Genomic DNA, 22,351 nt, shown 5'->3' with positions numbered 1-22,351 from the left:
TAGGCGAGCCCGCGACATTCGGCAAGAGGGGCGTTCAAACGAGCCGCCGCGCAGCGCAATGCCGCGCTGTTCTTGCGCATCGCAAAGTAACCAGAGGTTAGCGCAGAAGGTTCATCCGCAGCTTGATCCGCCCGCGCGACGCCTGCGGCAAGTGCCGGTTCAGACGCCGGTTCATCACGCCAAAGAGGGTGATGATGATCAAGGTCACAAAGATGAAATACCCTGCAAGGATCGGATAGGGGACAAAGGGGTTAAAGGTCTTGTCCGCGAAGTAGTTGGCGTAATACAGCGCGTCGCCCTTTTGTCGCCATGCCGGGAACCCCGAGAAGAAGACCAGCGTCGTGGCATGGAACAGAAAGATCGCCTCGTTCGTGTAGGCGGGCCAGGCCAGCCGCAACATGGTGGGCCAGGTGATCTTGCGGAACTTGGTCCAGCCGGAAAACCCGTAGGCATCCGCTGCCTCCATATCGCCCTTGGGGATCGACAGAAGCGCTCCGTAGAAGATCTCTCCGGAATAGGCGGCAGTGTTCAGGAACAGCACGATGGCCGCCCCCAGCCATGCCGAGGTCAGCGGGTCAAAGATCGGCGAGACCGATTTGAGGCTGAGGAAGGCAAAATAGGCAAAGAAGAACTGGATGAACAGCGGGCTGCCGCGAAAGACAAAGATGAACCATTCGCTTGCCTTGCGCGCCACAGGGTTCGACGCCGCCTTGCCAAGCGCCACCGCTGTCGCAAGAAAGAACCCGGAGATCAGCGCGATGACACCGAAATAGACGTTCCAGATCATCCCCGACCCGATCAGCGTGACCTGCTGACAAAGCGTGAAGTTGTCCCGGGGCAACAGGCGTTCGCCAATCCCCAGCGACCGCAGGCCATAGTCGGCGATGGTTTCCCAGCAACTCATGCTGCTTTCCTCTGCGCTTCGCCGCCCATGGTGGCCTGTCCGTGGGTGAGGCGTTTCATGATCCGGTCAAGAACAATTTCCGAAACGCGGGTAAAAGCGAGGTAGAAGATGAGCAAGGCCAGGAAATACCACATGCGCCAGTCGCCATGCGGATAGTCGGTAAAGCGCGCCGCTTTGGACCCGCCAAGTTCGCGTGCCCAATAAACGATATCCTCGACCCCCAGCAGGAACAGCAGCGGAGTCGCCTTGATCAAAACCATCCAGAGGTTCGACAGGCCGGGCAGGGCATAGACCCACATTTGCGGCACAAGGATGCGCCAGAAACACTGCCGCTGGCTCATGCCATAGGCTTCGGCGGTTTCCATTTGCGCGCGGGGCACGGCCCGCATGGCCCCATACAGGACATTCGCCGCGAAGGCTCCGAAAACAATGGCAAAAGTCAGCACGGCAAGGAAAAAGCCATAGGTCTCGTGCACCCATTGCGCGGCGTTGCCCAACGGCAGCTTGGCCTCGGGGCAGACGACGAAATCATTGCCCTGCCGGATGGACTGTTCCCAGTCGGGGCACTTTACCTCGTGCCGGATCCATTCAAAGAACTGGTCCAGCGCAATGACGAAGAACAGGAAAAAGGCAATGTCGGGCACGCCGCGCACGATGGCGATATAGGCCCGGCCCAGCAGGCTGACCGGCAGGAACTGTGACCGTGCCGCCGACGCACCCGCAAAGCCAAAGGCCAGCGCGACAGGTGCCGTGATTGCCAGCAACAACAGGACAGTGCCCACCGACCAATAGATGGCCATATGCTTGCCCGTGGTCAGGTAGCAGGCCATCCATGCCAAGTTTTCAAGGGTGTCCGGATCAGCGCAGAAGCTGAACATGCCCGCCCACTTTCATCTGTTGTTCTTCATGTGCGGTCATGCGCCGTTTCTCAGAAAATTCCCCGCGCGATGACGTTGCGTCATCATGTTAGGCTTGCGGGGTGAATTTCACCAGAAAAAGGAAATTGCCATGACCGACACGTTTGTTTTCAAAAAGCCGATTGCCGCCGTTGTCGACAATGGGTCCGGGATGTTCCAGCCGCCGATGCCTGCCTTCGAGGACCCGTCCTTTGGCAAGAAGCTGCCCGGCGTGGTGTCCTATGACTATGCTGACACGGGCTCTCTGGTGCCCGTCGCCTTCGAGGATCCCAGCTTTGGCAAGAAGGCCCCGCCGGTCTTCGAGGATCCGTCCTTTGGCTTTCTGCCTCCGGCGTTCGAAGACCCGTCGTTCGGCTAAGGAAACGGGACCGCGGAATTGCCTCCGCGGCCCCGATACCGGATCAGAAGGTTTCGCCGACTTCCCATTTTTCGATCAGCGCGTTCAGCGTGCCGTCGTCCTTCATGGACTGGATGGCCGCATCGAACTTGGCACGCAGTTCACCGTCGCTTTCGCGGAAGCCCATGCCGATGCCGCCGCCGATCAGCACGTCGTCGCCCACAAAGGCCAGTTCGCTGTCTTCCTCGGCGATGGGCGCAAGAAAGGCCTTGTCGGCCAGCACTGCGTCTGCCTCGCCGTTGCGAACAGCGGCGATGGTTTCGTCGGGGGTGGCGAATTCGACCAGGGTCGCACCCATTTCAGCCACGTAGGACGCCTGAATGGTGCCTGCCTGCGCGGCAAAGACGCCGCCTTCCAGGTCCAGTTCTGCGCCAACGGGTGCAAGGAAGGCCGACGGGTCGGGCTGGGTGTAGTTCTGGGTAAAGTCGATGACCTCGTCACGTTCGTCGGTGATCGACATGCCCGCGATGATGGTATCGTAGTTGCCGGACACGAGGTTCGGGATGATCGAATCCCACTCGTTGGTGACCCATTCGCAGGTCAGTTCGGCGCGTTTGCACAGTTCGTCGCCCAGTTCACGCTCGAAACCGTCCACTTCGCCCGCGTCGTTGATGAAGTTGTAGGGGGCATAAGCGCCCTCGGTGCCCATGCGCACGACGGAATGGCTTTCGGCAAAGGCAGCGCCTGCCAGCATCGCCAGTGCGGCGGTTCCGATCATCAGTTTTTTCATTGGTGTCTCCCTGGTTGTTCTCCGGTGGCGATGCCCCGGTTGCAGAATGTGGACCGCGAAAAACGGTCTAGGCGTGGACGGTCGACTTGAGGAAGCCCCTCAGCCGCTCCGACTTGGGCGCGCCGAACAGCGTTTCCGGCGGGCCCTGTTCCTCGATCAGGCCCTGATGCAAAAAGACCACGTGGTCGCTTACATCCGAGGCCATCTTCATGTCGTGGGTCACGATGATCATCGTGCGCCCTTCCTGTGCCAGCGATTTGATGACGCGGACAACTTCCTGTTCCAGTTCAGGGTCCAGCGCCGATGTCGGCTCGTCAAACAACAGCGCCTCGGGTTCCATGCACAGCGCACGCGCAATGGCGGCGCGCTGTTGCTGGCCGCCGGACAGCTGGGCCGGATAGGCATCGCATTTGTCGCCGATCCCGACTTTTTCCAGATAGCCCCGTGCCGCCTGTTCAACCTGCGCGCGATCACGGCCCAGCACGGTAACCGGTGCCTCCATCACGTTTTGCAGGATGGTCATATGGGCCCACAGATTGAACTGCTGGAACACCATGGAAAGATTGGTGCGAATTCGCAGCACCTGCTTGGGGTCGCCGGGGCGGCGGTCGTGCCCCTGACCCTTCCAGTGGACCGGTTCGCCCTTGAACAGGATTTCACCTTGTTGGCTGTCTTCCAGCAGGTTGCAGCATCGCAGCAGAGTGGACTTGCCTGACCCCGAAGATCCGATCAGCGAAATCACACAGCCCTTGTCGGCCCGGATGTCGACGCCTTTCAGCACTTCGAGCGACCCATAGGCCTTGTGAAGGTTGCGGATCTCGATAACGGGTGTTTCGGACAAGTGATCACTCACATCTGCGTCAGATTGCCGGGTATCAATCCGCAAACCGCCCTGTTTTGCAAGGGGTGGAGGGCCAAAAAGGCCCTTGTGACCTTGGGTCAGGCCGGGACTGGTGCCGGGATCGGCAGGGCGCGGTAGGAATCCGTCGGCAGAACGGCCAAACCAACCGGCCCGCCCATGGCAAAGCGATCCTCTTCGCCCAACCGTTCCAGCGCGGTCCCAAGCGCCGCGCGCAAGGGGTCTGGGTCAATCCCCCTTGCGGCGATCAATGCGAGGCCCGGGGTCGGCGTGGTGCGAGCAACCGCCTCCAACGGTTCTGCCATGGCGGGGCACATGCGGGACAGGATGCGCCAGCTAACGGCGTCGATATAGGCCACGTCAGCACGCCCATCAGCCACGGCAGCAGCGGATTCGCGATGCGCGCCGGTTGCCAGATAGCCCGCAAATGGATGTCCGCGGGTCGAGCCCCAGCCCGACTGGCTGTCGGCTGAATTATAGGCCAGACGCAATTCCTCACGCGGGCGGGTTTCGCCGCGTCGGGTCACGACCACCGAATGATACCACCCGGCGGGCGTGTCCGGCAGGTCAAAGTCGAATGAGGCGACATAGGTCACCTGATCAAGGAAATGGCTGGCAAAGGGCAGGCCGCAGACATGCGACAGTTTCAGGTCCGGCGCGCCCCAATGCAGATACCAGTCCGAAGGCAGGTCCTCGGGGGCGGTGATCGGGGGCAATTCGGGCATGAGCGACCGCAACTCTTGCCAAAACCGGGTCCAGGCCGCGGCATTTTCCGGCCACCAATACATCGGAAGGCTTGCGGTCACGATTGTTTCTCCACTCTTTGACGGGCGCGCGCACTGTCGATGTCGCGGATCCCCAGCAGGTTCGAGACCAGCCGCAACAGGGCGTCTTCTTCGGCGTCGCGCACGCCGTCGGCCAGAACCACCTGCCACAGTGCCTCGATCACGCCGATCCGGTCATCGTAGGGCACGGCATCCTTGATCGCGCGGGTAAAGCGCACGGTGTCGGGGGCTTCTGCCTCCAGCGCCTCGCCCTCGCTGCGCAGGCGCGCCGACTCGAAGGGCGACAGGCCATAGCGGGCGGCCAGAATTCGGTCGATCCGGTCCCGCTCGCTGTCATCAAAGGTGCCATCCGAACGGGCGACGCGCACAAGCAAAGCAGTCAGCGCAAGGCGGGCGTCCGCATCGGGAAGCGGGGCGGGGTCGGGCGCCGTCAGGCGTTTGAGGAAATCTGCAAACATGTTTTGCGATATAGGCCTGCGACAGGGCGGGCACAAATGGTCAGGGGATCACGGCTGCGCTGCGGGCGGCTTCGTTGTCGTGGCTTGCCACGCCAAGCTGTTCTTCGACCAGTTGCACCAGCGCCGCTTCGCGCGCATCGGTGATGCCATCGGCCCATGCCACCTGCCACAGGGCCTGCACTGTTTCGACCCGGTGCGCATAATCGACATTTTCGCGGATCAGAGCCGTCATGCGGGCGTCGTCGGTGATCTCATGGGCCAGCCGTTCACAGGTCGCGCGCATCTTGGCCGCCTCGACCGGGTTCAGACCAAAGGCCTTGGACAGCGTGCGGTCGATCTGGCTGATTTCTTCGAAGAGATAGGTCTTGTCCGCCTGCGCCACGCGGACCAGCAATGTTCCAAGCGCCAGCTTGGCATCGGGTTCGGGTAGCGGTTTGGGTTGCCGTGGGCTGCTGTGGAAAAAGGCTTTGAGTCGCTCGAACATGACCGGATCCCGGTGAGTGTTTTCCGCTGGTTAGCACAGGGTGCGCGTGGGCGTCACCTCTTGCGACGGGCGATTGTTCCGAATTGCTTGCCCAGTGTCGCCAGTGCCTCATCCAGCCCCCAAGGCGGGTTCACCACAAAAAGACCCGATCCCACCATCCGGTGTCCGTCGCGCGCCGGGGGAAAGCCCACTTCGTGCCGCAGCCCATCCGGAAAAGACTGTTCCAGCTGGCGCAACATGGGCACATGCGCCCCGTCCGTAAGGATCGGATACCAAAGGATCTGGATGCCGACGTTCCATTTTCTGGCGATCGAGGCCATCCAGCCGGGCAGCTTGGCGTAATCTGCCTTCACCTCCCAACTGGGGTCGATCAGCATCAGCCCTCGGCGAGGATCCGGCGGGCAAAGGCTTTGTGCCATGTCAAACCCGTCTTGTTGGTAGATCCGGGTATTGGGTGCCCTGAGTGCGGCGGTCAGCGCCGCGTTTTCCTGTGGGTGCAGTTCGGCCAGATGCAGGCGGTCCGCCTCTCGCAGCAGGGTCCGGGCGATCAGTGGAGAGCCGGGATAGGCATCTGGCCCATGATCTGCGCGCACCTGCGCCATGGCGCGGGCATAGGGATGATCTTCGTCAAACCACGACTGCGCAAGGGCGATCCCCTTGGCCGCCTCGCCGGTCTTGCGGGCCGCCGCGCCCGAGAGGTCGTACAGCCCCCGACCCGTATGGGTTTCGAGATAGCTGAGCGGTTTGGGTTTGCGCGTGAGATAGTCGACCACCCAAGCAAGCGCCGCGTGCTTGTGCACATCGGCCATGTTTCCCGCGTGATAGGCATGTTGATAGGACAGCATGCAAGCGCCCTAATCCCAAGCAGCGGGGCAGGCAAGGGGCTTGCCGCGACGCATGCCGGCTTGCGCATTCGTCAAGGTCCGCTATCACCAAGGACCATGGCACCGGTGAAAACCGGTTTTTTATGGATGATTTGATGGGGCAGGCGGGCGTGCAGGGCGTTGTCGACCGCGAGGCGCGGGAAAAGGAACTGCTGGAGTACCTTCGCGTCTACGTGATGATCTGGCAAAAGATCGACTTCATCTGGGGGATGTTCATCACATCCTACATCCCGCTTTTCGGCTTCCTGCATTTCTATCAGGGAGAGATCGGGATGTCCTTTGCCGGCCTCTTTGCGCTGGCCATCGCGGTCTTTACCTATGTCAACGCCCAGGCCCTGCGGCAGCACTATGACATCGCCATCACCATGAGCCGCGAGTTCCGCCGCCTGAACCGATCCTTCCCGGACATCAACGGCGCGCTGACCAGGACGGCCCATGACAACCGGCCCCGGCTGGTGCGCTTTACCCACGGCTTTGCCTTTCTTGGCTTCGTCTACATGTTCGTGGGCCGCATCGGGGTGGGCTTTTGTGCGCCGGGCACGGCCCAGACCGGCTGGGGCTGTATCTTTAGCTTGGTCTTGGGATAGGCGTGCCCGGCATTCTTAGTGGTGCGCCATGAATGCGCAGCCGACGGCTTGGACCGGGGCAAGCGTGCCGGAAGCCGTCCGGCAGGCGCATGTTTTCCGCCTTACTTTTTACCGAAACGAAGGCAAATGTCGCGCGCGGTGAGGAGTGGGGCCAAATGGGCGGTCAGTCCGTCCTAGACCAACCGCGACACCTCTTTCGCCGCCCGCACAAAATCGCGGAACAGGGGGTGCGGGTCAAAGGGTTTCGACTTCAATTCCGGGTGGAATTGTACGCCGATGAACCAGGGGTGGTCGGGCCATTCCACGATCTCGGGCAGGCGACCGTCGGGCGACATGCCGGAGAAGACAAGGCCGCAGGTTTCCAGTTGGTCCTTGTAGGCGATGTCCACCTCGTAGCGGTGGCGGTGGCGTTCGTCGATGGCGTTGGTGCCATAGACCTTGGCCACCTTGGAGCCTTCGCTGAGCACCGCGTCATAGGCACCCAGCCGCATGGTGCCGCCTTTGGCATCGTCGGGGCGGCGGTTGACCTTTTCGTTGCCCTGCACCCATTCCTTGAGGTGGTAGACCACCGGTTCGAACCGTTTTTCGCCGGCCTCATGGTCGAATTCCTCGGACCCGGCCTTGGCCACGCCGGCCACGTTGCGCGCGGCCTCGATGACGGCCATCTGCATACCAAGGCAGATGCCGAGGTAGGGCACCTTGTGTTCGCGGGCGAATTGCGCCGCCTTGATCTTGCCCTCGGTGCCGCGTTCGCCAAAGCCGCCGGGCACGAGGATCGCATCGTATTTTTCCAGATGTGGGGCGGGGTCTTCGCCTTCGAATGTCTCGGCATCGACCCATTCGACATTGACCTTGACCCGGTTCGCCATGCCACCGTGGGTCAACGCCTCGGCGATGGATTTATAGGCGTCCTCAAGCTGCACGTATTTGCCGACGATGGCGACGGTGACTTCACCCTCGGGGTTGTGGATGCGGTCGCTGACGTCTTCCCATTTGGTCAGGTCAGGCTTGGGCGCGGGGCTGATCTGGAAGGCATCCAGAACCGCCTGGTCCAGCCCTTCGCGGTGATAGGCCAGCGGCGCATCGTAGATCGACGAAAGATCCTGCGCGGCAATCACGCTGTCGGGGCGGACGTTGCAGAAAAGCGCCAGCTTTTCGCGTTCCTTCTGGGGAATCGGGCCCTCGGAGCGGCAGACAAGGATGTCGGGCGCCAGACCGATGGAGCGGAGTTCCTTGACCGAGTGCTGGGTCGGCTTGGTCTTCAGCTCGCCGCTGGCCTTGATGTAGGGCAGCAGGGTCAGGTGCATGAAGATACACTGGCCGCGCGGCTTGTCCTGACTGAACTGGCGGATCGCCTCGAAGAAGGGCAGGCCCTCGATGTCGCCGACCGTGCCGCCGATCTCGCAGAGCATGAAGTCGACCTCATCCTCACCGATCGAGATGAAATCCTTGATCTCGTTGGTGACGTGGGGGATCACCTGGATCGTCTTGCCAAGGTAGTCGCCGCGGCGCTCTTTCTCCAGCACGTTGGTATAGATGCGGCCGGATGAAACGGAATCGGTTTTGCGTGCCGGAACGCCGGTAAAGCGTTCATAATGCCCAAGGTCCAGATCGGTTTCCGCGCCATCGTCGGTGACAAAGACCTCACCATGTTCAAAGGGCGACATGGTGCCGGGATCGACGTTCAGATAGGGGTCAAGCTTGCGCAGGCGGACTGAAAAGCCGCGCGCCTGAAGCAATGCGCCAAGGGCGGCCGATGCCAGCCCCTTGCCAAGCGAAGAGACCACACCACCGGTGATGAAGATGAAGCGTGCCATGAGGGCGACCCCGTGAATTCTGCGTGTGAGCGGGCCCGTCAAAGACCCAATTCTTGCCATCCCGCTGTCCCACGGGACAGCAGCATCACGGGATTAAAGCGATAGCGGATTCGCAAAGATTTGTCCAGCCAACCGCAAGATGCTGTTGCGGTTGGTTATCTGCGTTCAAACCCTAGTAGGGAGATCAGTCGGCCTTGGGCACCAGCGGCGCATCAGGGTCCGCGCCGTCCGCCGAAGGCGGCGGAATCAGCGAATTGGGATCGATACCGCCAAGACCCGGAGCCGGTGCGGGCTGGGTCTCTTCCGGGCCCGGAGCGCCGAGACGGTCAAGGATCGAGCTGCCCGAGGCGTTCTGGGCTGCGATGATGGTCAGCGTGATCGAGGTCACAATAAAGCTGGCCGCAAGGATCCACGTCAGTTTGCCAAGCGCCGTCAGGGGCGCACGCTGGCTCATGGCACCGCCGCCGCCAATCCCCAGGCCGCCGCCCTCACTGCGTTGCAGAAGCACGACGCCGATCAGGCCAAGAGCCAGAAGAAGATGGACGATGAGGATGACGTTTTCCATGGGGCCTGCGTCTGTTCGGTCGGTTTCGGGGTCATGTAGGCGAAGCAGCCACTGGGTGCAAGCGATGTGTGCGGGCAGGGGCGATGCCGGCCATGTTTGGCGCAGCCAAGGCAATTGCCGAACGGGCGGGCTTTGGGCATGGTAAGGCCATGCCTCATGATCACGCCGATGACGCCCCGCCGCATAGCCTGTTGCCGCCTGAACCTGCCTTGCGGGTCAAGGCACTGGAATCGCTGTTGACCGCCAAGGGGCTGATCGACCCTGCCGCGCTGGATGAAATCATCGAGACTTATGCCCACAAGGTCGGGCCACGCAACGGGGCCGCGGTGGTGGCGCGGGCATGGTGCGATCCGGCCTTTCGTGCGCGTCTGTTGGAGGATGCATCGGGCGCGGTGGCCGAGTTGGGATTCACCGGACGACAGGGCGAACATATCGTCGCGGTGGAGAATACGCCGGAGCAGCACAACATGGTCGTCTGCACGCTCTGCTCCTGCTACCCGTGGCCCTTGCTGGGCATTCCGCCGGGTTGGTACAAATCCGATGCCTATCGTGCGCGGGCGGTGCGGGAACCGCGCAAGGTGCTGTCCGAGTTCGGCGTGACCCTGCCAGAGGGGCAGAGGGTGCGCGTCTGGGATTCGACCGCCGAGGTGCGCTACCTCGTGATCCCGATGCGGCCGCAGGGCACGGATGGGCTGGACGAGGCGGGGCTGGCGGCGCTGGTCAGCCGGGATTCGATGATCGGCACCGCCTTGGTGGAGCCGCCGCAATGAGCCGGGTTCACGATATGGGTGGCCGGCATGGTGACGGCAGCGTGGTGCCGGACCCCGAGGATGCCCCTGTATTCGCCGAAAAGTGGCACGGGCGCGCGCTGGCGCTGACATTGGCGGCGGGGGCTTTGGGTCAATGGACTTTGGACCGGTCGCGCTTTGCGCGCGAAAGCCTGTCGCCTGCCGACTATCTGGCCTTTTCCTACTATGAGAAATGGCTGGCCGGTTTGGCGGATCTCCTGGTGGCGCAGGGTGTCATCAGCCGCGAGGAATTGACCGGCGCCACGCCGCAGCCCTCAGCATTGGCGGAGCGGCGGATGCCCGCCGCGAAGGTTGCCGCAGCCTTGTCGCGTGGCGGTCCGGTCACACGGCAAGGCCCCGCCCCACAGTTCGCCGTGGGTCAGAAGGTCCGCACCCGTCACCCGGCCCGAAACCTCATGGTGTCTGGCGGCCACACCCGCTTGCCGGGTTACGCGGCGGGGTTTGTCGGGGTGATCGAACGCAGCCACGGCTGCCATGTCTTTCCCGACAGCAATGCACATGGTCTGGGGGAATGCGCCGAGCCGCTGTACACGGTGGTCTTTGACGCGAACGAGGTCTGGGGCGAGGCAGAGGCCCCCGGCGATATGGTCAGCTGCGATCTCTGGGAAAGCTACCTGGAGCTGGTGGCGTGACTGAACCCCCTGTTTTCGAAGCGCCTTGGCACGCGCAGGCCTTTGCCATTGCGGTCTCGCTGGAGGCGCGCGGCGCGTTCACATGGCCCGACTGGACAGAAACCTTTGGCGCCGTGCTGGCCGAACACGGCGCGGACAAGGAATTGAACGGCGGCGATGATTATTTCAACGCATGGATCGCGGCGCTGGAACGGATTTGCGCCGCGAGGGGCATCGCCGGGGCCAAGGATCTGTCGCATCTGCGTCAAGCCTGGGAGGCGGCTTATCTGTCGACCCCGCATGGCGAACCGGTGCGGATCGATTGACGACTAGACGCGCTGGCCCGCCACGTAGGTCGCCGCGATGGCGCGGTCGTCCCCCATCATGATGGTGGGAAAGAGGGCCTCCCAGATGTCATTGGCCCTTGCGCTGCGCTGCGCGATGGCCGGGGTCGAGCCGAGGTCGAGCGCGATGAAATCCGCCTCCATCCCCGGGGCGAGGCTGCCGATCCGGTCATCCAGCCGCAAGGCCCGGGCCGAACCTGCCGTCGCCAGCCAGATCAGTTCGGCCGGGTGCAGGGCGCGCCCGCGCAGTTGCCCGATTTCATAGGCCGCCGCCATGCTGCGAAGCATCGAAAAGGATGACCCTCCGCCGGTGTCGGTGGCCAGCCCAACGCGCAGCCCGGCCTTGGTCAGCCCGTCCATGTCGAACAGGCCGGACCCGATAAAAGTGTTGGAGGTCGGGCAATGGATCAGGGCCGCGCCCACCTCTCGCAGCCGGTCCTTTTCGCGTGCCTCCAGGTGGATGGCATGGCCATACAGCCCGTTTGCGCCCAGAAGGCCAAAGGATTCATAGGTGTCGAGATAGTCGCGCGCCTGCGGAAACAACGATTTCACCCAGTCGATCTCATCCGTCTGTTCGCTGAGATGTGTCTGCATCAGGCAATCGGGGTGTTCGGCCCAAAGCGCGCCAAGCGCCTGTAATTGCTCTGGCGTCGAGGTGGGCGAAAACCGTGGCGTGATCACATAAGAGGCGCGCCCCTTTCCATGCCAGCGGTTCAGCAGTGCCTTGCTGTCGTCATAGGCGCTTTGCGCGCTGTCACGCAGGTTTTCGGGTGCGTTGCGGTCCATGCAGGTCTTGCCTGCCAGCACACGCATTCCGCGCGCTTCGGCTGCGGCAAAGAAGGCCTCGACCGAGGCGGAATGGATCGTGCAATAGCTGCAAACCGTCGTGGTGCCCTGCGCGAGCAGCAGGTCCAGATACCGCCCGGCGATCTCGGCCGCATAGGCCGGATCGGCAAAGCGCATTTCCTCGGGGAAAGTATAGGTGTTCAGCCAGTCGATCAGACGTTTGCCCCAACTGGCGATCATGGCGGTCTGCGGGTAATGCGCATGTGCGTCGATGAAACCGGGCAGCAACAGGGCCTGCCCGTGGTCTGTCACCGAGGCAAACTCACCCTGCCGCAATGCGCTTGCGGGGCCGATGTCCGCGATCCGCCCGTCCTCGACAACCAGTGCGCCCTGCGCCTGATGCCGGGCGGACTCTGGCCCCTCTGCCATGGGGTCGGCGGTGAATGTCAGGGTCTGGCCCAGATGCAGGTGACGTTTGTTCATGCAGCAAAATCTATGCGGCCCGATTGCAAAGGTAAATGCGCGCTCGCCCCTGTTGTCCGCCAGTTGCATGTCATAGTGTCGGGGCAAATCAGGCGGAGGGCAGGTCATGGCCGAAGAGATCGAACTCGAAGCGCCCGAAATGGAGCGCGAAGACGCCTATGCGCTGGACCGCAAGGCCGTGGCGGCAATCCTTTACGCCGTGGATGTGGATGACCGCGAACAGTTGATCGCGCTGATGGAGCCGCTGCACGCGGCTGATATCGCCGACCTTCTGGAACAGGTGAACCCCTACGACCGGGGGCGGCTGATCCGCCTCTACGACAAGGAATTCGACGGCGACATCCTGTCCGAACTGGACGAGACGCTGCGCGAAGAGGTGATCGGGGTCCTGACACCGCAGGTGCTGGCCGAGGCGGTCCGCGAACTGGACACCGACGACGTTGTCGACCTTGTCGAGGATCTCGAAACCGAACAGCAGGACGCGATCCTTGACGCGCTCGAGGCGGGCGACGCGGCGGCGGTCCGTCAATCGCTTACCTATCCGGAGTTCTCGGCCGGGCGCCTCATGCAGCGCGAGGTGGTCATGGCACCCGAACACTGGAGCGTGGGCGATGCCATCGACTACATGCGCAGTTCCGACCGGTTGCCGGAACAGTTCTATCACGTGGTCCTGGTCGATCCGAAACTGCGTCCCGTGGGCAATGTGACACTGGGCAAGATCATGTCCTCGCGCCGCGACGTTTTGCTGAAAAAGATCGTCGAAGACACGTTTCACACCATTCCAGTCACGCGTGACGAAGGCGAAGTGGCCTATGCGTTCAACCAATATCACCTGATCTCGGCGCCGGTGGTGGATGACAACGACCGGCTGGTGGGGGTCATCACCATAGATGACGCCATGGCCGTTCTGGACGAGGAAAACGAGGAAGACATCCTGCGCCTCGCCGGTGTGGACGGCGAAAGCCGCCTGTCGGACAAGGTGATCGACACGACGAAACGGCGCTTTCCATGGCTGGCGGTGAACCTTGTGACCGCGGTGCTGGCCTCGCTGGTGATCTCGCAGTTTGAGGAGGCCATCACGCAGGTCGTGGCGCTGGCCGTCCTGATGCCCATCGTCGCCTCAATGGGGGGCAATGCGGGCACCCAGTCGCTGACCGTGGCGGTGCGTGCCCTGGCCACCAAAGACCTCACCGGGGCCAACCTCTGGCGGGTGATCCGACGCGAGGTCGCCGTGGGGCTGATCAATGGTCTGGCCTTCGCCGTCATCATGGGGATCGTCGGCATCCTCTGGTTCGGGTCCTTCCAGTTGGGCGGGGTGATCGCCACGGCCATGGTTATCAACCTCGTGGTGGCGGGTCTGGCCGGGATCGTGATTCCGGTGATCCTGGAAAAGGCCGGGGTGGACCCGGCGCTGGCCTCCGGCGCTTTTGTCACCACGGTGACCGATGTCGTGGGTTTCTTTGCCTTTCTCGGGCTGGCTGTATTGGTGCTGCTATGACAACTTTGGAAGATCGCAAGAAAGCCGCGCGCAAGGCCGCTTTTGCCCGCCGGAAATCCGCCTTTGACACACAGGCCCCCGGGGCCGCCGGCAAACTGAGCGAAGTCCTCGCAGGTCACCGCGGCGTTCCCCTGTCGGGTTTCCTGCCGATCCGCACGGAAATCGACCCGGTGCCCGCCATGGCCGAGGCCGCGGCCCACGGGCCGGTCGGTGTGCCGGTCATCATGGCCAAGGGGCAGCCGCTGCAATTCGCCCGTTGGGAACCCGAGATGCCGCTGATCGAAGGCGCTTTTGGCGCGATGATCCCGGAAAGGCCAGAATTCTTCGAACCGGAACTGCTGGTGGTGCCCCTGGTCGCCTTCAGCCGTGACGGGGGACGCTTGGGGTATGGCGGCGGGTTCTACGACCGCACGCTGGAACTCTTGCGCAGCAAACGCCCGACGCTGGCGGTGGGCTTTGCCTTCGGCGCGCAGGAGGACAGCGACCTGCCGCTGGAAGAAACCGACCAGCCGCTCGACATGATCGTGACCGAGGCCGAGGTCATCACACCGCGCCGCTAAAGGCCCGTCAAACCGGCGGGCGCGGGGCCTTTGCGCGCAGTTCCAGACGCCGCTCGCGCTCGAACACATACAGCCCCGAGGCGACGATCACCGCAATGCCGACCCAGGTCAGCGGCGTCGGGAAATCGCCAAAGGCCAGATAGCCGATCACGGTCGCACCGACGATCTCCAGATATTGCAGTGGCGCGATGGTCCCCGCCGGGGCCATGCGCAGCGCGAAGGTCAGGAACAGGTGCGAGATCGTCGCCACGACACCGACCCCAACCAGCATCCACATCCCGAACGCAGAGGGCCAGACCGGGTCGAACAATACATGACCTGTCCCCTCCATCAGGAACAGCGGCGGCAGGATCAACAAGGTCGCCGCCGTCGCCGTATGCCCCTGCAAGACCAGCGGATGCAGCCGCCGCGCCATGGCGCGCGTCATCAGCATATAGACCGAGAAAAGCGCCGCCGTCCCCAGCGGCAGAAGCGCCACCGACCCCAGATCGGAAAAACTGGGCCGGATCACCAGCAATGCGCCGCCAAACCCCACGACGCAGGCGCTCAACCGCCGCCAGCCCACCGGCTCGCCCAGAAAAACCGCCCCCATGAGGATCAGGATGAATGGCTCGACAAAAAAGATCGAGATCGCATCCGCAATGGGCATGTACCGCAGCGCGGTAAAGAACATCCCCGTCGCCACCAGCAATGCCGCCGCCCGCGCCAGATGCAGACCCGCATCACGCAAAGTCACGCGGCCAAGATGTCCCATCACCGCCGCAAGCGGCAAAAGGATCACAACCTGGATCGCAAAGCGAAAGGCCAGGATCTGCGGCACCGGCACCTCGGCGGGCGTCGCCTTGGCCAGCGCATCCATCATCGGTGCCAGCGCGCAAAAGGCCAGCATGAACAGAATGCCCAGCGTGGTGCGGTCAGAAGGGGTGGTCATCAGCGGCCTCGGGAAAAATTCTGCCGCCACAAGACCCGTGCCGCCACCGAATGTCAAAGCGGAACCCCCGCTTCTTCTTGGCGAAAATACTCCGGGGGAGTCGACCGGAGGGAGACGGGGGCTGGCCCCCTCCCGGTCTGCCTCAGGGGCTCAGGGCAGTAGCGTCAGCCAGATCCAGGCCGTCAGTACCGAAAGACCGGTCGCGATCAGCACCGCCGAGGCGGCCACCCGCCGTGCGCGGCCATACATGTTGGCAAAGACATAGGTGTTGATCCCCGGCGCCATGGCAGCCGTCAAAACGGCTGAGCGGAAGGCCTCGACCGACAGGCCGGTGGCCTTGCCAAGGGTCCATGTGATCGTCGGATGCAGCACCAGTGACACCGCACAGATATAGGCGATCACCCGTCCGTCACCCTGCGGCTTGTACCGGCACAGCACGCCGCCCATGCCGAACAGCGCGACCGGCAGCGCGGTGCGGATCAGCATGTCCAGCGCATCCGTGGCGACGCGCGGCAGCGTCAGGTCGGTGACATTGGCCACCAGCCCCAGTCCGATACCGATCACCAGCGCGTTGCGGAACATCGCGCGGCCCACCTTGGCGGGCAACGCCCGGTTGGAAATCCCTGCGGCGCGGGCGCGGGCGATCTCCATCGCGGTGATGCCGATGCCATAGCAAAAGGGCGAATGCATCGCGACGATCACGTAGTTCGCCTGAAGCGCATCGCTGCCATAAGCGCGTTCGGTGATCGCCAGCCCGATCATCACCGAATTGGCAAAGAGGCAGCAAAACCCGATGGCCACGGCATCTTCCCAGTCGCGCTTGAACAGGTATCGCGCGCCCAGCAGCCCGGCGGTAAACCCGGTGGCCGACCCGGTATAAAAGCTGACCAGCAGCCAGGGGTTGAAATCAGGGCCAAGTTCCAGCGTCCAGATGGCGCGGAACAGCAGGCAGGGAATGGCGAAACTCTGGGTAAAGCTCATCAACCCGTCGACACCGCTTTCCGAAAACCAGCCTTTCCAGACGGCCAGATACCCCGCGCCGATGACCAGAAAGACCGGCAGGATGACGTCTAGCAGCGCCTGCATCTCAGCGCCCCGCCGTCATCGCCGGGTCAAAGCGCATAGCGAATGACCATCCCGTCATAGGCGGGGGTGATATGGGCTGCGGTCTCGGCCTCGACCTCGGCATAATCCAGGTCGATATGCATGTTGGTCAGAACCGCCCGGCGCGGCGCGGCGCGGGCGATCCATTTCAGCGCAAGGTCAAGATGCGCATGGGTCGGGTGCGGCGTGCGGCGCAGCGCGTCCAGCACCCAGCAATCCAAGCCTTCCAGCGCGGGCCAGGCATCGTCGGGGATGGTCGCCACATCCGGCAGATAAGCAAAATCGCCAACCCGGAATCCCAGCGCGTCGATGCTGCCGTGGTTGACCTCGAACGGGGTCAGCGTGACCGGACCGCCTGCGCCCTCGATGGTCACCGGCCCTTTGATCGTGTGCAGGTTCAGGATCGGCGGGTAGGGGGAGCCTTCGGGCTGCACGAAAGCATAGGCAAACCGCGACAGCAGATCGTCCTGCGTGTCACCATCGGCCCAGACGTTCAGCCGCTCGCGCGTGTTGAAAACGATCTGGCGCAGATCGTCCAGCCCATGCACATGGTCGGCATGGGCATGGGTCCACAGCACCGCGTCAAGCCGCCCGACGCCCGCGTCCAGCAATTGTTCGCGCATGTCGGGCGTGGTGTCGATCAGCACGGTGGTCGTGCCCTCAGGGGTCTCACGCTCGACCAGCAGGGAACAACGGCGCCGGCGGTTCCGGGGATTGTCGGGATTGCAAGCGCCCCAGTGGCCGCCAAGACGCGGCACCCCGCCGGACGATCCGCAGCCCAGAATGGTAAACCGGATTTCACCGCTCATGCATGGGCCTCCGGCCGGGCCGGGGGATGGTCGGCCTGCCAGCGGGCGACCTTGGAAAACAGCCGGTCGAAATTGGCCTCGGTCCGGGCGGCGAAGTCTTCGTAGGGCAGGCCAAAGACCTCGGCGCCCTTTTTCGCGGTATGAGCCACGTAGGACGGTTCGTTGCGCTTGCCGCGATGGGGCGGCGGCGCGAGGTAGGGGCTGTCGGTTTCCACAAGGATCCGGTCCAGCGGTGCGGCGGCAAAGATGTCGCGCAGTTCTTGGGACTTCGGAAAAGCTGCGATGCCGGACATCGACAGGTAAAACCCAAGATCCAGCGCCGCGCGGGCCAGTTCGGGTGTCGAGGAAAAGCAATGCATGACACAGGTGTATTCCTGCGCCTTGTAGCCTTCGGCCAGAATGCGGGCCATATCCTCATCCGCATCGCGCGAATGGATGATCAGCGGCAGGCCGGTGGCCTGCGCGGCCTCGATATGGATGCGCAGGCTTTGCTTCTGCACCTCGGCGCTGTCGGCGGTATAGTGATAATCCAGCCCGGTTTCGCCGATGCCGACGAATTTCGGGTGTTGGGCCAACGCAACCAGTTCATCCACCGAGGCCAAAGGCTCTTCGGCGGCAGACATGGGATGCGTGCCGGCGGCATAAAACACGGGGTCATGTGCCTCGGCGATGGCGCGAACCTGCGGTTCATTCTTCAACCGGGTGCAGATGGTCACCATGCGATGGACACCTGCGGTCAGGGCGCGAGAAATCACCTCGGGGCGTTCCTCGGCGAAATCGGGGAAATCGAGGTGACAATGGCTGTCGGTAATGGCGGGAACGGTCATGACGGCTCCTTGGTTGACGGTGGTATCTAGGATGCCGCCGGGAGGGTCAAGGTGGCGAGGCGCGATGATCCGGAGCGGCGGCTCCGGTCCGCGCGGCTGCGCAGATGCCGGGCAGGGTGCTGTCCGTCAGGGCGTTAACAGCCCAGCGGGCCGCGCCACGGGCCGCAGGAGGAAAGGCGCCGGACGGACGAATGGCCGGGCCACGGGCCGTTGCGTGCTGGCAGGGGCCTGTGCGGTGGGCGGCCCCAGTTCGGGATCAATCTTTTCCGGTTCCGGTTGCGGCGGCGTTGCCGGCGGATCCGGCGTGACCGGTGGCTCCTCCGGGGGCGGATCGGGCCGGGTTTCCGGCGGAACCGCCGGGGCAAGGGCGCGCGGCTCGGCGGCTTCCGTCACGGGGGCGGGGGGCGGCGGCGCGCCCGGGTCCAGATCGATCTGCGGCAAGGCCCCGGCCCGGGGCGCTGTCAGTCCCGGGCCCGCGGCTCTTGGGGCGGCAGGACCGGCGCGCAGTGCGGCGCGGCTGCTCTGCAATTCCGTTGCGGAAAAGGGCGCAGGCAGTCGCAGCGCCACCGGAGCGTCGTCGCCAAGCACGGGACGCGGACGCGACGCGGCCTCGGGTGCGGGCAGGGCGGTCGCTGCGGCGGGCATCGGCGGAGCAGGAGGAGCGTTCCCTGCAACGGGTGCTGGCACTTCGGGGCGCGGGGGGCGTGGCATGGCTCCCGCGGTCGGAGCCTTGGGCGCGTCGGGCACATCCGCGTCGGGGGGGCGATCCCATGCGGCGACAAGCGCGCTCAATTCTGGCGTGACAGGCGCCAGCGCCAGCGCTGGGTCAGGGGCCGTGTCTCCGGGGGCCGAGATCATCAGCAGGGCCGCAACATGCACGGCCAGCGCCAGCAATAGGCACAGCAGCAACTCGATGACCGGTCGGCTGGTCATTCCGTGGTTCCCCCGGTTGTAACCAGATCAACCCGACCCGCTCCGGCCTGCGCCAAAAGCGTCAGCGCGCGCGCCAGATGGCGGGCCTCGGTCGCTTGGTCCGTCAGCAGCCGGACAGGGCCGGCGGTGGCTGCGGCGGATATAGCCTCGGGGCCGCGCAGGGTGCCAAAGGTGACAAGCCCGGACGGCGCGAGGATCAGTAGGGGCCGCGCCGTATCCGGGGGCTCGTCCACGGCCAATTGGCTGCGCCCCGCGCTGCCGGGATCGGCGAAATGCGCCGTCAGCAGAAAGAAGATGAGCAGCAGGAAGACGATATTTATCATCGGCACCACCGGCTCGGCCCGGGGCTTTGGCGGTCCGGGCCAGAAACGGCGGGGAGAGGTGAGGCGCGAGGTAAACATCTGCCTATTCCACCACGGCCAGTTGCGTCATTCCGGCCTTGCGCAGTTGGTCGAGGATCAGCAACAGCCGGTCTACACCCGTGCCCGGCGCGGGCCGCACGACGATGACATCCTGCGGGTTGGTCATCAACGGGGCCAGAGCGGCGGGCAGGTCGGTCACCGTGAGGCCGTTCAGCGCGACCCTGTCGGGGTGAACCGTGATCAGCCGGGGCGGTCCGATATAGGTCGGGCTTTCGCCGGGGCGGGCAAGCAACAGGGAAATGCCCTCGGTCCCGCCAAAGCGCGCCACCAGCATGAAGAACACCAGCAGCAGGAACACCACGTCGATCATCGGTGTCAGGCTGGGGCGGCGACGGCGCGGAGAAACGGGGAGGTTCAGCATGGTTCAGCTTGCCTCCGCCTCGTCCTCGCCGTCTTCTGCATAGTCCCACGGCGTGGTGAAGACACGGGTGACAAGGTCTTCGAGATCATGGGCCAGCCGGTCGGCCATACCGTCAAAGACCGAAAGCATCACGCTGGCCGGGATTGCCACGGCCATGCCAGCGGCCGTGGTCAGCAGCGCTTGCCAGATGCCGCCAGCCAGCGCCGCCGGATCGGCTTGCTGGCCGCTGTCTTGCAAGGCCTGAAAGGCGTCGATCATGCCCAGCACCGTCCCCAGAAGGCCAATCAGCGGCGCAATGGTCACCACGAGATCCAGCATCCGCAGACCAAGCCGTGTCTCGTTCAACACAGCGCGGGCCTGCCGGGCGGCCTCTTCGCGGGCGTCTTCCTCGGGGATGGACAAACGCGCCTGCATCGCTGCCTGCGCCACGCGTGAACGCGGGGCAGGATCAAAGGAGATATGGCTCAACGCCAGCGTCGTCTGTCCCTGTCCCCAGAAGCGCAGCGCGGTTTCCGCGCCTGCGCGTTTCCACGTGCCCAACCGCAAAAGCTGCCAGAGCTTCCACAGGATCAGCGTGAGCGTCAGCACAGAAAGGACCGCAATGGCCCAAAGCGCGGGGCCACCACGGTCGAGGAACTCTGTCAATGTGCTCAGCGTGGGCATGGGCAGGCCTTTCCGGCGTGATCAGTGCGTCCTGTGTCAGTGTTCACATGAAACGCCTCGCGGGGCGACCCCTGCGTTTTTTTACGCGCGAGGCTTTGCGGAAGTGAATGTTGGGTGACACTTATTCTTTCAGTGAAGGCGGAAGACGGTCGATTAAGGCGGCAGAAGTCGGATGGTCAATAAAATAAAGGGCTTAACCGTTGGGATCGACGCCCAGCTCCCTACGTCGGAGTTCTTCAGTACTGCCCGAATAACGGGGGATCGAGCGGAATCTGGCACCATGCCTTTGAACTGTCCCGTCGGCTGGTCATGGCGCGCAAACCCCTTTCAATACAGGTTTAATCGGTGCTTTTGGGGCTGTGATTCTGTTTTTAGGGCGTGTTTTGCGGAGCGGGAACTGGGACGCTTGGCGCCCAGTTCGATATCAGCGTCCCAGATGGCGATTATCGGCATAAAAACAAAGACCTGAAAGGTCGCGTGCCCTGCCGGAGTTTCGCGGTAAGTGGGAGGCGAAATTGGCTGTGCCGTGTCTTGGTCGGATGCGGAAAGCGCTCGCGAGCTCCCATCACGCAAGCTCTAGATTATGGCCGACGCAATTGAGCGTCGTTTCCTTGCCCACCTGGGCGCGAAGAAGCGGCTGGTCTTTGCGGCGCAGGGATTGGGAGGGCAGGCATACTATGGGGATGCGAGCCTTGCCAACGGTGGCCTGAAGCGGGGGTCGCGGGCCTATTCCCGTTGCCTTGAGGTTGTCGCCAAGTGCCGTGCGGCGTCTGCGGCCGCTGGTCGCCAGTTGGTCGTGCCCGCGGTTGTCATCATCCATGGCGAGGAAGACTACAAAGCGTCGACGGGAACGACACGGGCCGAATACGAACGCGCCCTGAGCCAGTGGCGTATCGCATTGGAAGAGGACATCCGAAAGATCACGGGGCAGACCGATAGTTTGCGGGCCTATGCCAGTCAGGCGAACCGCGCGCAGACTGAAGAGATCGGCGTGGATCTTCGGACACCGCTGGCAACGCTGAGCGCCGCTCAGCGCGATCCCAATATCGTCTGCGCGGGGCCGATCTACTATACGGCCGACAGCGGCGACGGATCCCACCCGGACAATCGTGGATACCGTCGCATGGGCGAGATGTTCGGCGATGTTCTGGCGCGGGATCTCTTCGGCGCATACTGGACACCGCTGCAGATCGAACGCGCCTACTTCACATCGGCGATGGGCAGATGACGGTCGTTGGCGCCTTGCCGACGTCCGGTGCGCTGACCTTCGTGGTTGTGGGCCGTGCCGGGGCAGGGAACAACGGCGTCCTCGTCGGCAGCGAGGCCGTGGCCTCCGGGGCTGAAGGAACCTTGATCCTGCATTCGAACAGCAACGGCAGCACCAAGTTCCAGATCGAGTATCCTACGAACGATCGGCGCAACGCCACATCCCCGGGCTGGTATTACGCTGACGGACCAAACATCTTCGTGGGCAGCCACAATCCGGTGGCTGACGAGATGGCGTTGCGGATCAACCGTGGAGAATACGAAACCACGGATATGGCAGGTGTCTCGACAGCAAATGGGAATTCCACCCTGACCGTCGGGGGAGCAGGGCCGGCTGGCGGCTCCTTCGGAAGATGGAAGGGGGCGACATTGCCGAGATCATGATCTTCACAGTCGCGCTCCATCAGGACGCAACCCTGCTCGCAGCGGTCGAGGCCTACCTGGGGGACCGCTATGGCATCGCGGCACCCTGCCACCGGGGCGTGAATGGCCGTTCAAGAGCTCTTCAAGGAGGCTCTGGAAAGATCGCGTCGGGCTGCAGGGTAGGGCGCCGGGTC

At 63.6% G+C, this 22,351-nt stretch carries 28 protein-coding genes; 9 read left to right on the top strand and 19 right to left on the bottom strand.

What is annotated here, in order from left to right:
• Positions 1 to 97: 97 nt before the first annotated feature.
• Both KJP30_RS22875 and KJP30_RS22870 read right to left on the bottom strand, forming a co-directional pair.
• Entirely contained in the window at positions 98 to 904 is an 807-nt protein-coding gene (locus KJP30_RS22875) for an ABC transporter permease (RefSeq protein ID WP_218451855.1), read from the bottom strand.
• On the bottom strand, positions 901 to 1,782 hold the full coding sequence (locus tag KJP30_RS22870) for an ABC transporter permease (RefSeq protein ID WP_218451854.1): 882 nt from the start codon (positions 1,780 to 1,782) through the stop codon (positions 901 to 903). The genes KJP30_RS22875 and KJP30_RS22870 overlap by 4 nt, the downstream gene beginning before the upstream one ends.
• Positions 1,783 to 1,912: 130 nt before the next feature.
• Between KJP30_RS22870 and KJP30_RS22865 the strand changes: the two genes are divergently transcribed.
• Entirely contained in the window at positions 1,913 to 2,179 is a 267-nt protein-coding gene (locus KJP30_RS22865; protein WP_218451853.1) for a hypothetical protein, read from the top strand.
• Positions 2,180 to 2,222: 43 nt separating this feature from the next.
• Here the strand turns inward: KJP30_RS22865 and KJP30_RS22860 are convergent, their stop codons facing one another.
• The 6 genes from KJP30_RS22860 to KJP30_RS22835 form a co-directional block, all read right to left on the bottom strand.
• Positions 2,223 to 2,948, bottom strand: coding sequence for a transporter substrate-binding domain-containing protein (locus tag KJP30_RS22860; protein ID WP_218451852.1), 726 nt, complete (start codon positions 2,946 to 2,948; stop codon positions 2,223 to 2,225).
• A gap of 67 nt (positions 2,949 to 3,015) precedes the next feature.
• Entirely contained in the window at positions 3,016 to 3,789 is a 774-nt protein-coding gene (locus tag KJP30_RS22855; RefSeq protein WP_218451896.1) for an ABC transporter ATP-binding protein, read from the bottom strand.
• Between the two features lie 98 nt (positions 3,790 to 3,887).
• On the bottom strand, positions 3,888 to 4,613 hold the full coding sequence (locus KJP30_RS22850) for a PhnD/SsuA/transferrin family substrate-binding protein (protein WP_218451851.1): 726 nt from the start codon (positions 4,611 to 4,613) through the stop codon (positions 3,888 to 3,890).
• Entirely contained in the window at positions 4,610 to 5,050 is a 441-nt protein-coding gene (locus tag KJP30_RS22845) for a tellurite resistance TerB family protein (RefSeq protein ID WP_218451850.1), read from the bottom strand. Before KJP30_RS22845 ends, KJP30_RS22850 begins: the two co-directional genes overlap by 4 nt.
• A gap of 40 nt (positions 5,051 to 5,090) precedes the next feature.
• The gene (locus KJP30_RS22840; protein ID WP_218451849.1) at positions 5,091 to 5,534 is read right to left on the bottom strand and encodes a tellurite resistance TerB family protein; all 444 of its coding nucleotides are present in this window, start codon (positions 5,532 to 5,534) and stop codon (positions 5,091 to 5,093) included.
• A gap of 53 nt (positions 5,535 to 5,587) precedes the next feature.
• On the bottom strand, positions 5,588 to 6,379 hold the full coding sequence (locus KJP30_RS22835) for a 23S rRNA (adenine(2030)-N(6))-methyltransferase RlmJ (protein ID WP_218451848.1): 792 nt from the start codon (positions 6,377 to 6,379) through the stop codon (positions 5,588 to 5,590).
• A 122-nt stretch (positions 6,380 to 6,501) separates the two neighbouring features.
• On the opposite strand from KJP30_RS22835, the gene KJP30_RS22830 reads away from it, so the two are divergent.
• Positions 6,502 to 7,005 carry a hypothetical protein gene (locus KJP30_RS22830; RefSeq protein WP_218451847.1) on the top strand — a complete coding sequence of 168 codons (504 nt, stop codon included), beginning with the start codon at positions 6,502 to 6,504 and terminating at the stop codon, positions 7,003 to 7,005.
• Between the two features lie 173 nt (positions 7,006 to 7,178).
• On the opposite strand, the gene pyrG is transcribed toward KJP30_RS22830, so the two are convergent.
• Positions 7,179 to 8,822 (bottom strand): CTP synthase, encoded by a 1,644-nt coding sequence (pyrG, locus tag KJP30_RS22825; RefSeq protein ID WP_218451846.1) that lies wholly within the window; start codon positions 8,820 to 8,822, stop codon positions 7,179 to 7,181.
• Between the two features lie 184 nt (positions 8,823 to 9,006).
• Positions 9,007 to 9,387 carry a preprotein translocase subunit SecG gene (gene secG, locus KJP30_RS22820; protein WP_218451845.1) on the bottom strand — a complete coding sequence of 127 codons (381 nt, stop codon included), beginning with the start codon at positions 9,385 to 9,387 and terminating at the stop codon, positions 9,007 to 9,009.
• 149 nt (positions 9,388 to 9,536) lie between these two features.
• On the opposite strand from secG, the gene nthA reads away from it, so the two are divergent.
• From nthA to KJP30_RS22805, 3 genes are read left to right on the top strand one after another with little or no spacing between them, the layout of a single operon-like run.
• Positions 9,537 to 10,157 carry a nitrile hydratase subunit alpha gene (gene nthA, locus KJP30_RS22815; RefSeq protein WP_218451844.1) on the top strand — a complete coding sequence of 207 codons (621 nt, stop codon included), beginning with the start codon at positions 9,537 to 9,539 and terminating at the stop codon, positions 10,155 to 10,157.
• Positions 10,154 to 10,828 (top strand): nitrile hydratase subunit beta, encoded by a 675-nt coding sequence (gene nthB / locus KJP30_RS22810; RefSeq protein ID WP_218451843.1) that lies wholly within the window; start codon positions 10,154 to 10,156, stop codon positions 10,826 to 10,828. Before nthA ends, nthB begins: the two co-directional genes overlap by 4 nt.
• On the top strand, positions 10,825 to 11,133 hold the full coding sequence (locus KJP30_RS22805) for a nitrile hydratase accessory protein (RefSeq protein ID WP_343222808.1): 309 nt from the start codon (positions 10,825 to 10,827) through the stop codon (positions 11,131 to 11,133). Before nthB ends, KJP30_RS22805 begins: the two co-directional genes overlap by 4 nt.
• A 3-nt stretch (positions 11,134 to 11,136) precedes the next feature.
• On the opposite strand, the gene guaD is transcribed toward KJP30_RS22805, so the two are convergent.
• Positions 11,137 to 12,420 carry a guanine deaminase gene (gene guaD / locus KJP30_RS22800; protein ID WP_218451842.1) on the bottom strand — a complete coding sequence of 428 codons (1,284 nt, stop codon included), beginning with the start codon at positions 12,418 to 12,420 and terminating at the stop codon, positions 11,137 to 11,139.
• Positions 12,421 to 12,526: 106 nt separating this feature from the next.
• Here guaD and mgtE point away from each other — a divergent pair, with 106 nt between their 5' ends.
• Both mgtE and KJP30_RS22790 read left to right on the top strand, forming a co-directional pair.
• Entirely contained in the window at positions 12,527 to 13,918 is a 1,392-nt protein-coding gene (mgtE, locus tag KJP30_RS22795) for a magnesium transporter (protein ID WP_218451841.1), read from the top strand.
• Positions 13,915 to 14,478, top strand: coding sequence for a 5-formyltetrahydrofolate cyclo-ligase (locus tag KJP30_RS22790; RefSeq protein ID WP_218451840.1), 564 nt, complete (start codon positions 13,915 to 13,917; stop codon positions 14,476 to 14,478). Before mgtE ends, KJP30_RS22790 begins: the two co-directional genes overlap by 4 nt.
• Positions 14,479 to 14,485: 7 nt before the next feature.
• Here KJP30_RS22790 and KJP30_RS22785 read toward each other — a convergent pair whose 3' ends face one another.
• The 8 genes from KJP30_RS22785 to KJP30_RS22750 all read right to left on the bottom strand — a co-directional run bounded on the left by KJP30_RS22785 (position 14,486) and on the right by KJP30_RS22750 (position 20,528).
• A complete protein-coding gene (locus KJP30_RS22785) occupies positions 14,486 to 15,409 on the bottom strand; it encodes a DMT family transporter (RefSeq protein ID WP_218451839.1) in 924 nt (307 codons plus the stop codon).
• 150 nt (positions 15,410 to 15,559) lie between these two features.
• Positions 15,560 to 16,495, bottom strand: coding sequence for an AEC family transporter (locus KJP30_RS22780; protein ID WP_218451838.1), 936 nt, complete (start codon positions 16,493 to 16,495; stop codon positions 15,560 to 15,562).
• Positions 16,496 to 16,521: 26 nt separating this feature from the next.
• A complete protein-coding gene (locus tag KJP30_RS22775; RefSeq protein ID WP_218451837.1) occupies positions 16,522 to 17,322 on the bottom strand; it encodes an MBL fold metallo-hydrolase in 801 nt (266 codons plus the stop codon).
• A complete protein-coding gene (locus tag KJP30_RS22770; protein ID WP_218451836.1) occupies positions 17,319 to 18,149 on the bottom strand; it encodes a TatD family hydrolase in 831 nt (276 codons plus the stop codon). Before KJP30_RS22770 ends, KJP30_RS22775 begins: the two co-directional genes overlap by 4 nt.
• A 126-nt stretch (positions 18,150 to 18,275) precedes the next feature.
• A complete protein-coding gene (locus tag KJP30_RS22765) occupies positions 18,276 to 19,082 on the bottom strand; it encodes a hypothetical protein (protein WP_218451835.1) in 807 nt (268 codons plus the stop codon).
• A complete protein-coding gene (locus tag KJP30_RS22760; RefSeq protein ID WP_218451834.1) occupies positions 19,079 to 19,483 on the bottom strand; it encodes a biopolymer transporter ExbD in 405 nt (134 codons plus the stop codon). The genes KJP30_RS22765 and KJP30_RS22760 overlap by 4 nt, the downstream gene beginning before the upstream one ends.
• Positions 19,484 to 19,487: 4 nt before the next feature.
• The gene (locus KJP30_RS22755) at positions 19,488 to 19,865 is read right to left on the bottom strand and encodes an ExbD/TolR family protein (protein ID WP_218451833.1); all 378 of its coding nucleotides are present in this window, start codon (positions 19,863 to 19,865) and stop codon (positions 19,488 to 19,490) included.
• 3 nt (positions 19,866 to 19,868) lie between these two features.
• Positions 19,869 to 20,528: a MotA/TolQ/ExbB proton channel family protein gene (locus KJP30_RS22750; protein ID WP_218451832.1), complete on the bottom strand. Its 660-nt coding sequence runs from the start codon at positions 20,526 to 20,528 to the stop codon at positions 19,869 to 19,871.
• A 583-nt stretch (positions 20,529 to 21,111) separates the two neighbouring features.
• Here KJP30_RS22750 and KJP30_RS22745 point away from each other — a divergent pair.
• Both KJP30_RS22745 and KJP30_RS22740 read left to right on the top strand, forming a co-directional pair.
• On the top strand, positions 21,112 to 21,756 hold the full coding sequence (locus KJP30_RS22745) for an SGNH/GDSL hydrolase family protein (protein WP_218451831.1): 645 nt from the start codon (positions 21,112 to 21,114) through the stop codon (positions 21,754 to 21,756).
• A complete protein-coding gene (locus KJP30_RS22740; RefSeq protein ID WP_218451830.1) occupies positions 21,753 to 22,178 on the top strand; it encodes a hypothetical protein in 426 nt (141 codons plus the stop codon). Before KJP30_RS22745 ends, KJP30_RS22740 begins: the two co-directional genes overlap by 4 nt.
• Positions 22,179 to 22,351: the final 173 nt, after the last annotated feature.

The organism is Antarctobacter sediminis (assembly GCF_019218285.1).
GTDB lineage: Bacteria > Pseudomonadota > Alphaproteobacteria > Rhodobacterales > Rhodobacteraceae > Antarctobacter > Antarctobacter sediminis.
This window is presented reverse-complemented; position numbering and strand designations above follow the sequence as displayed.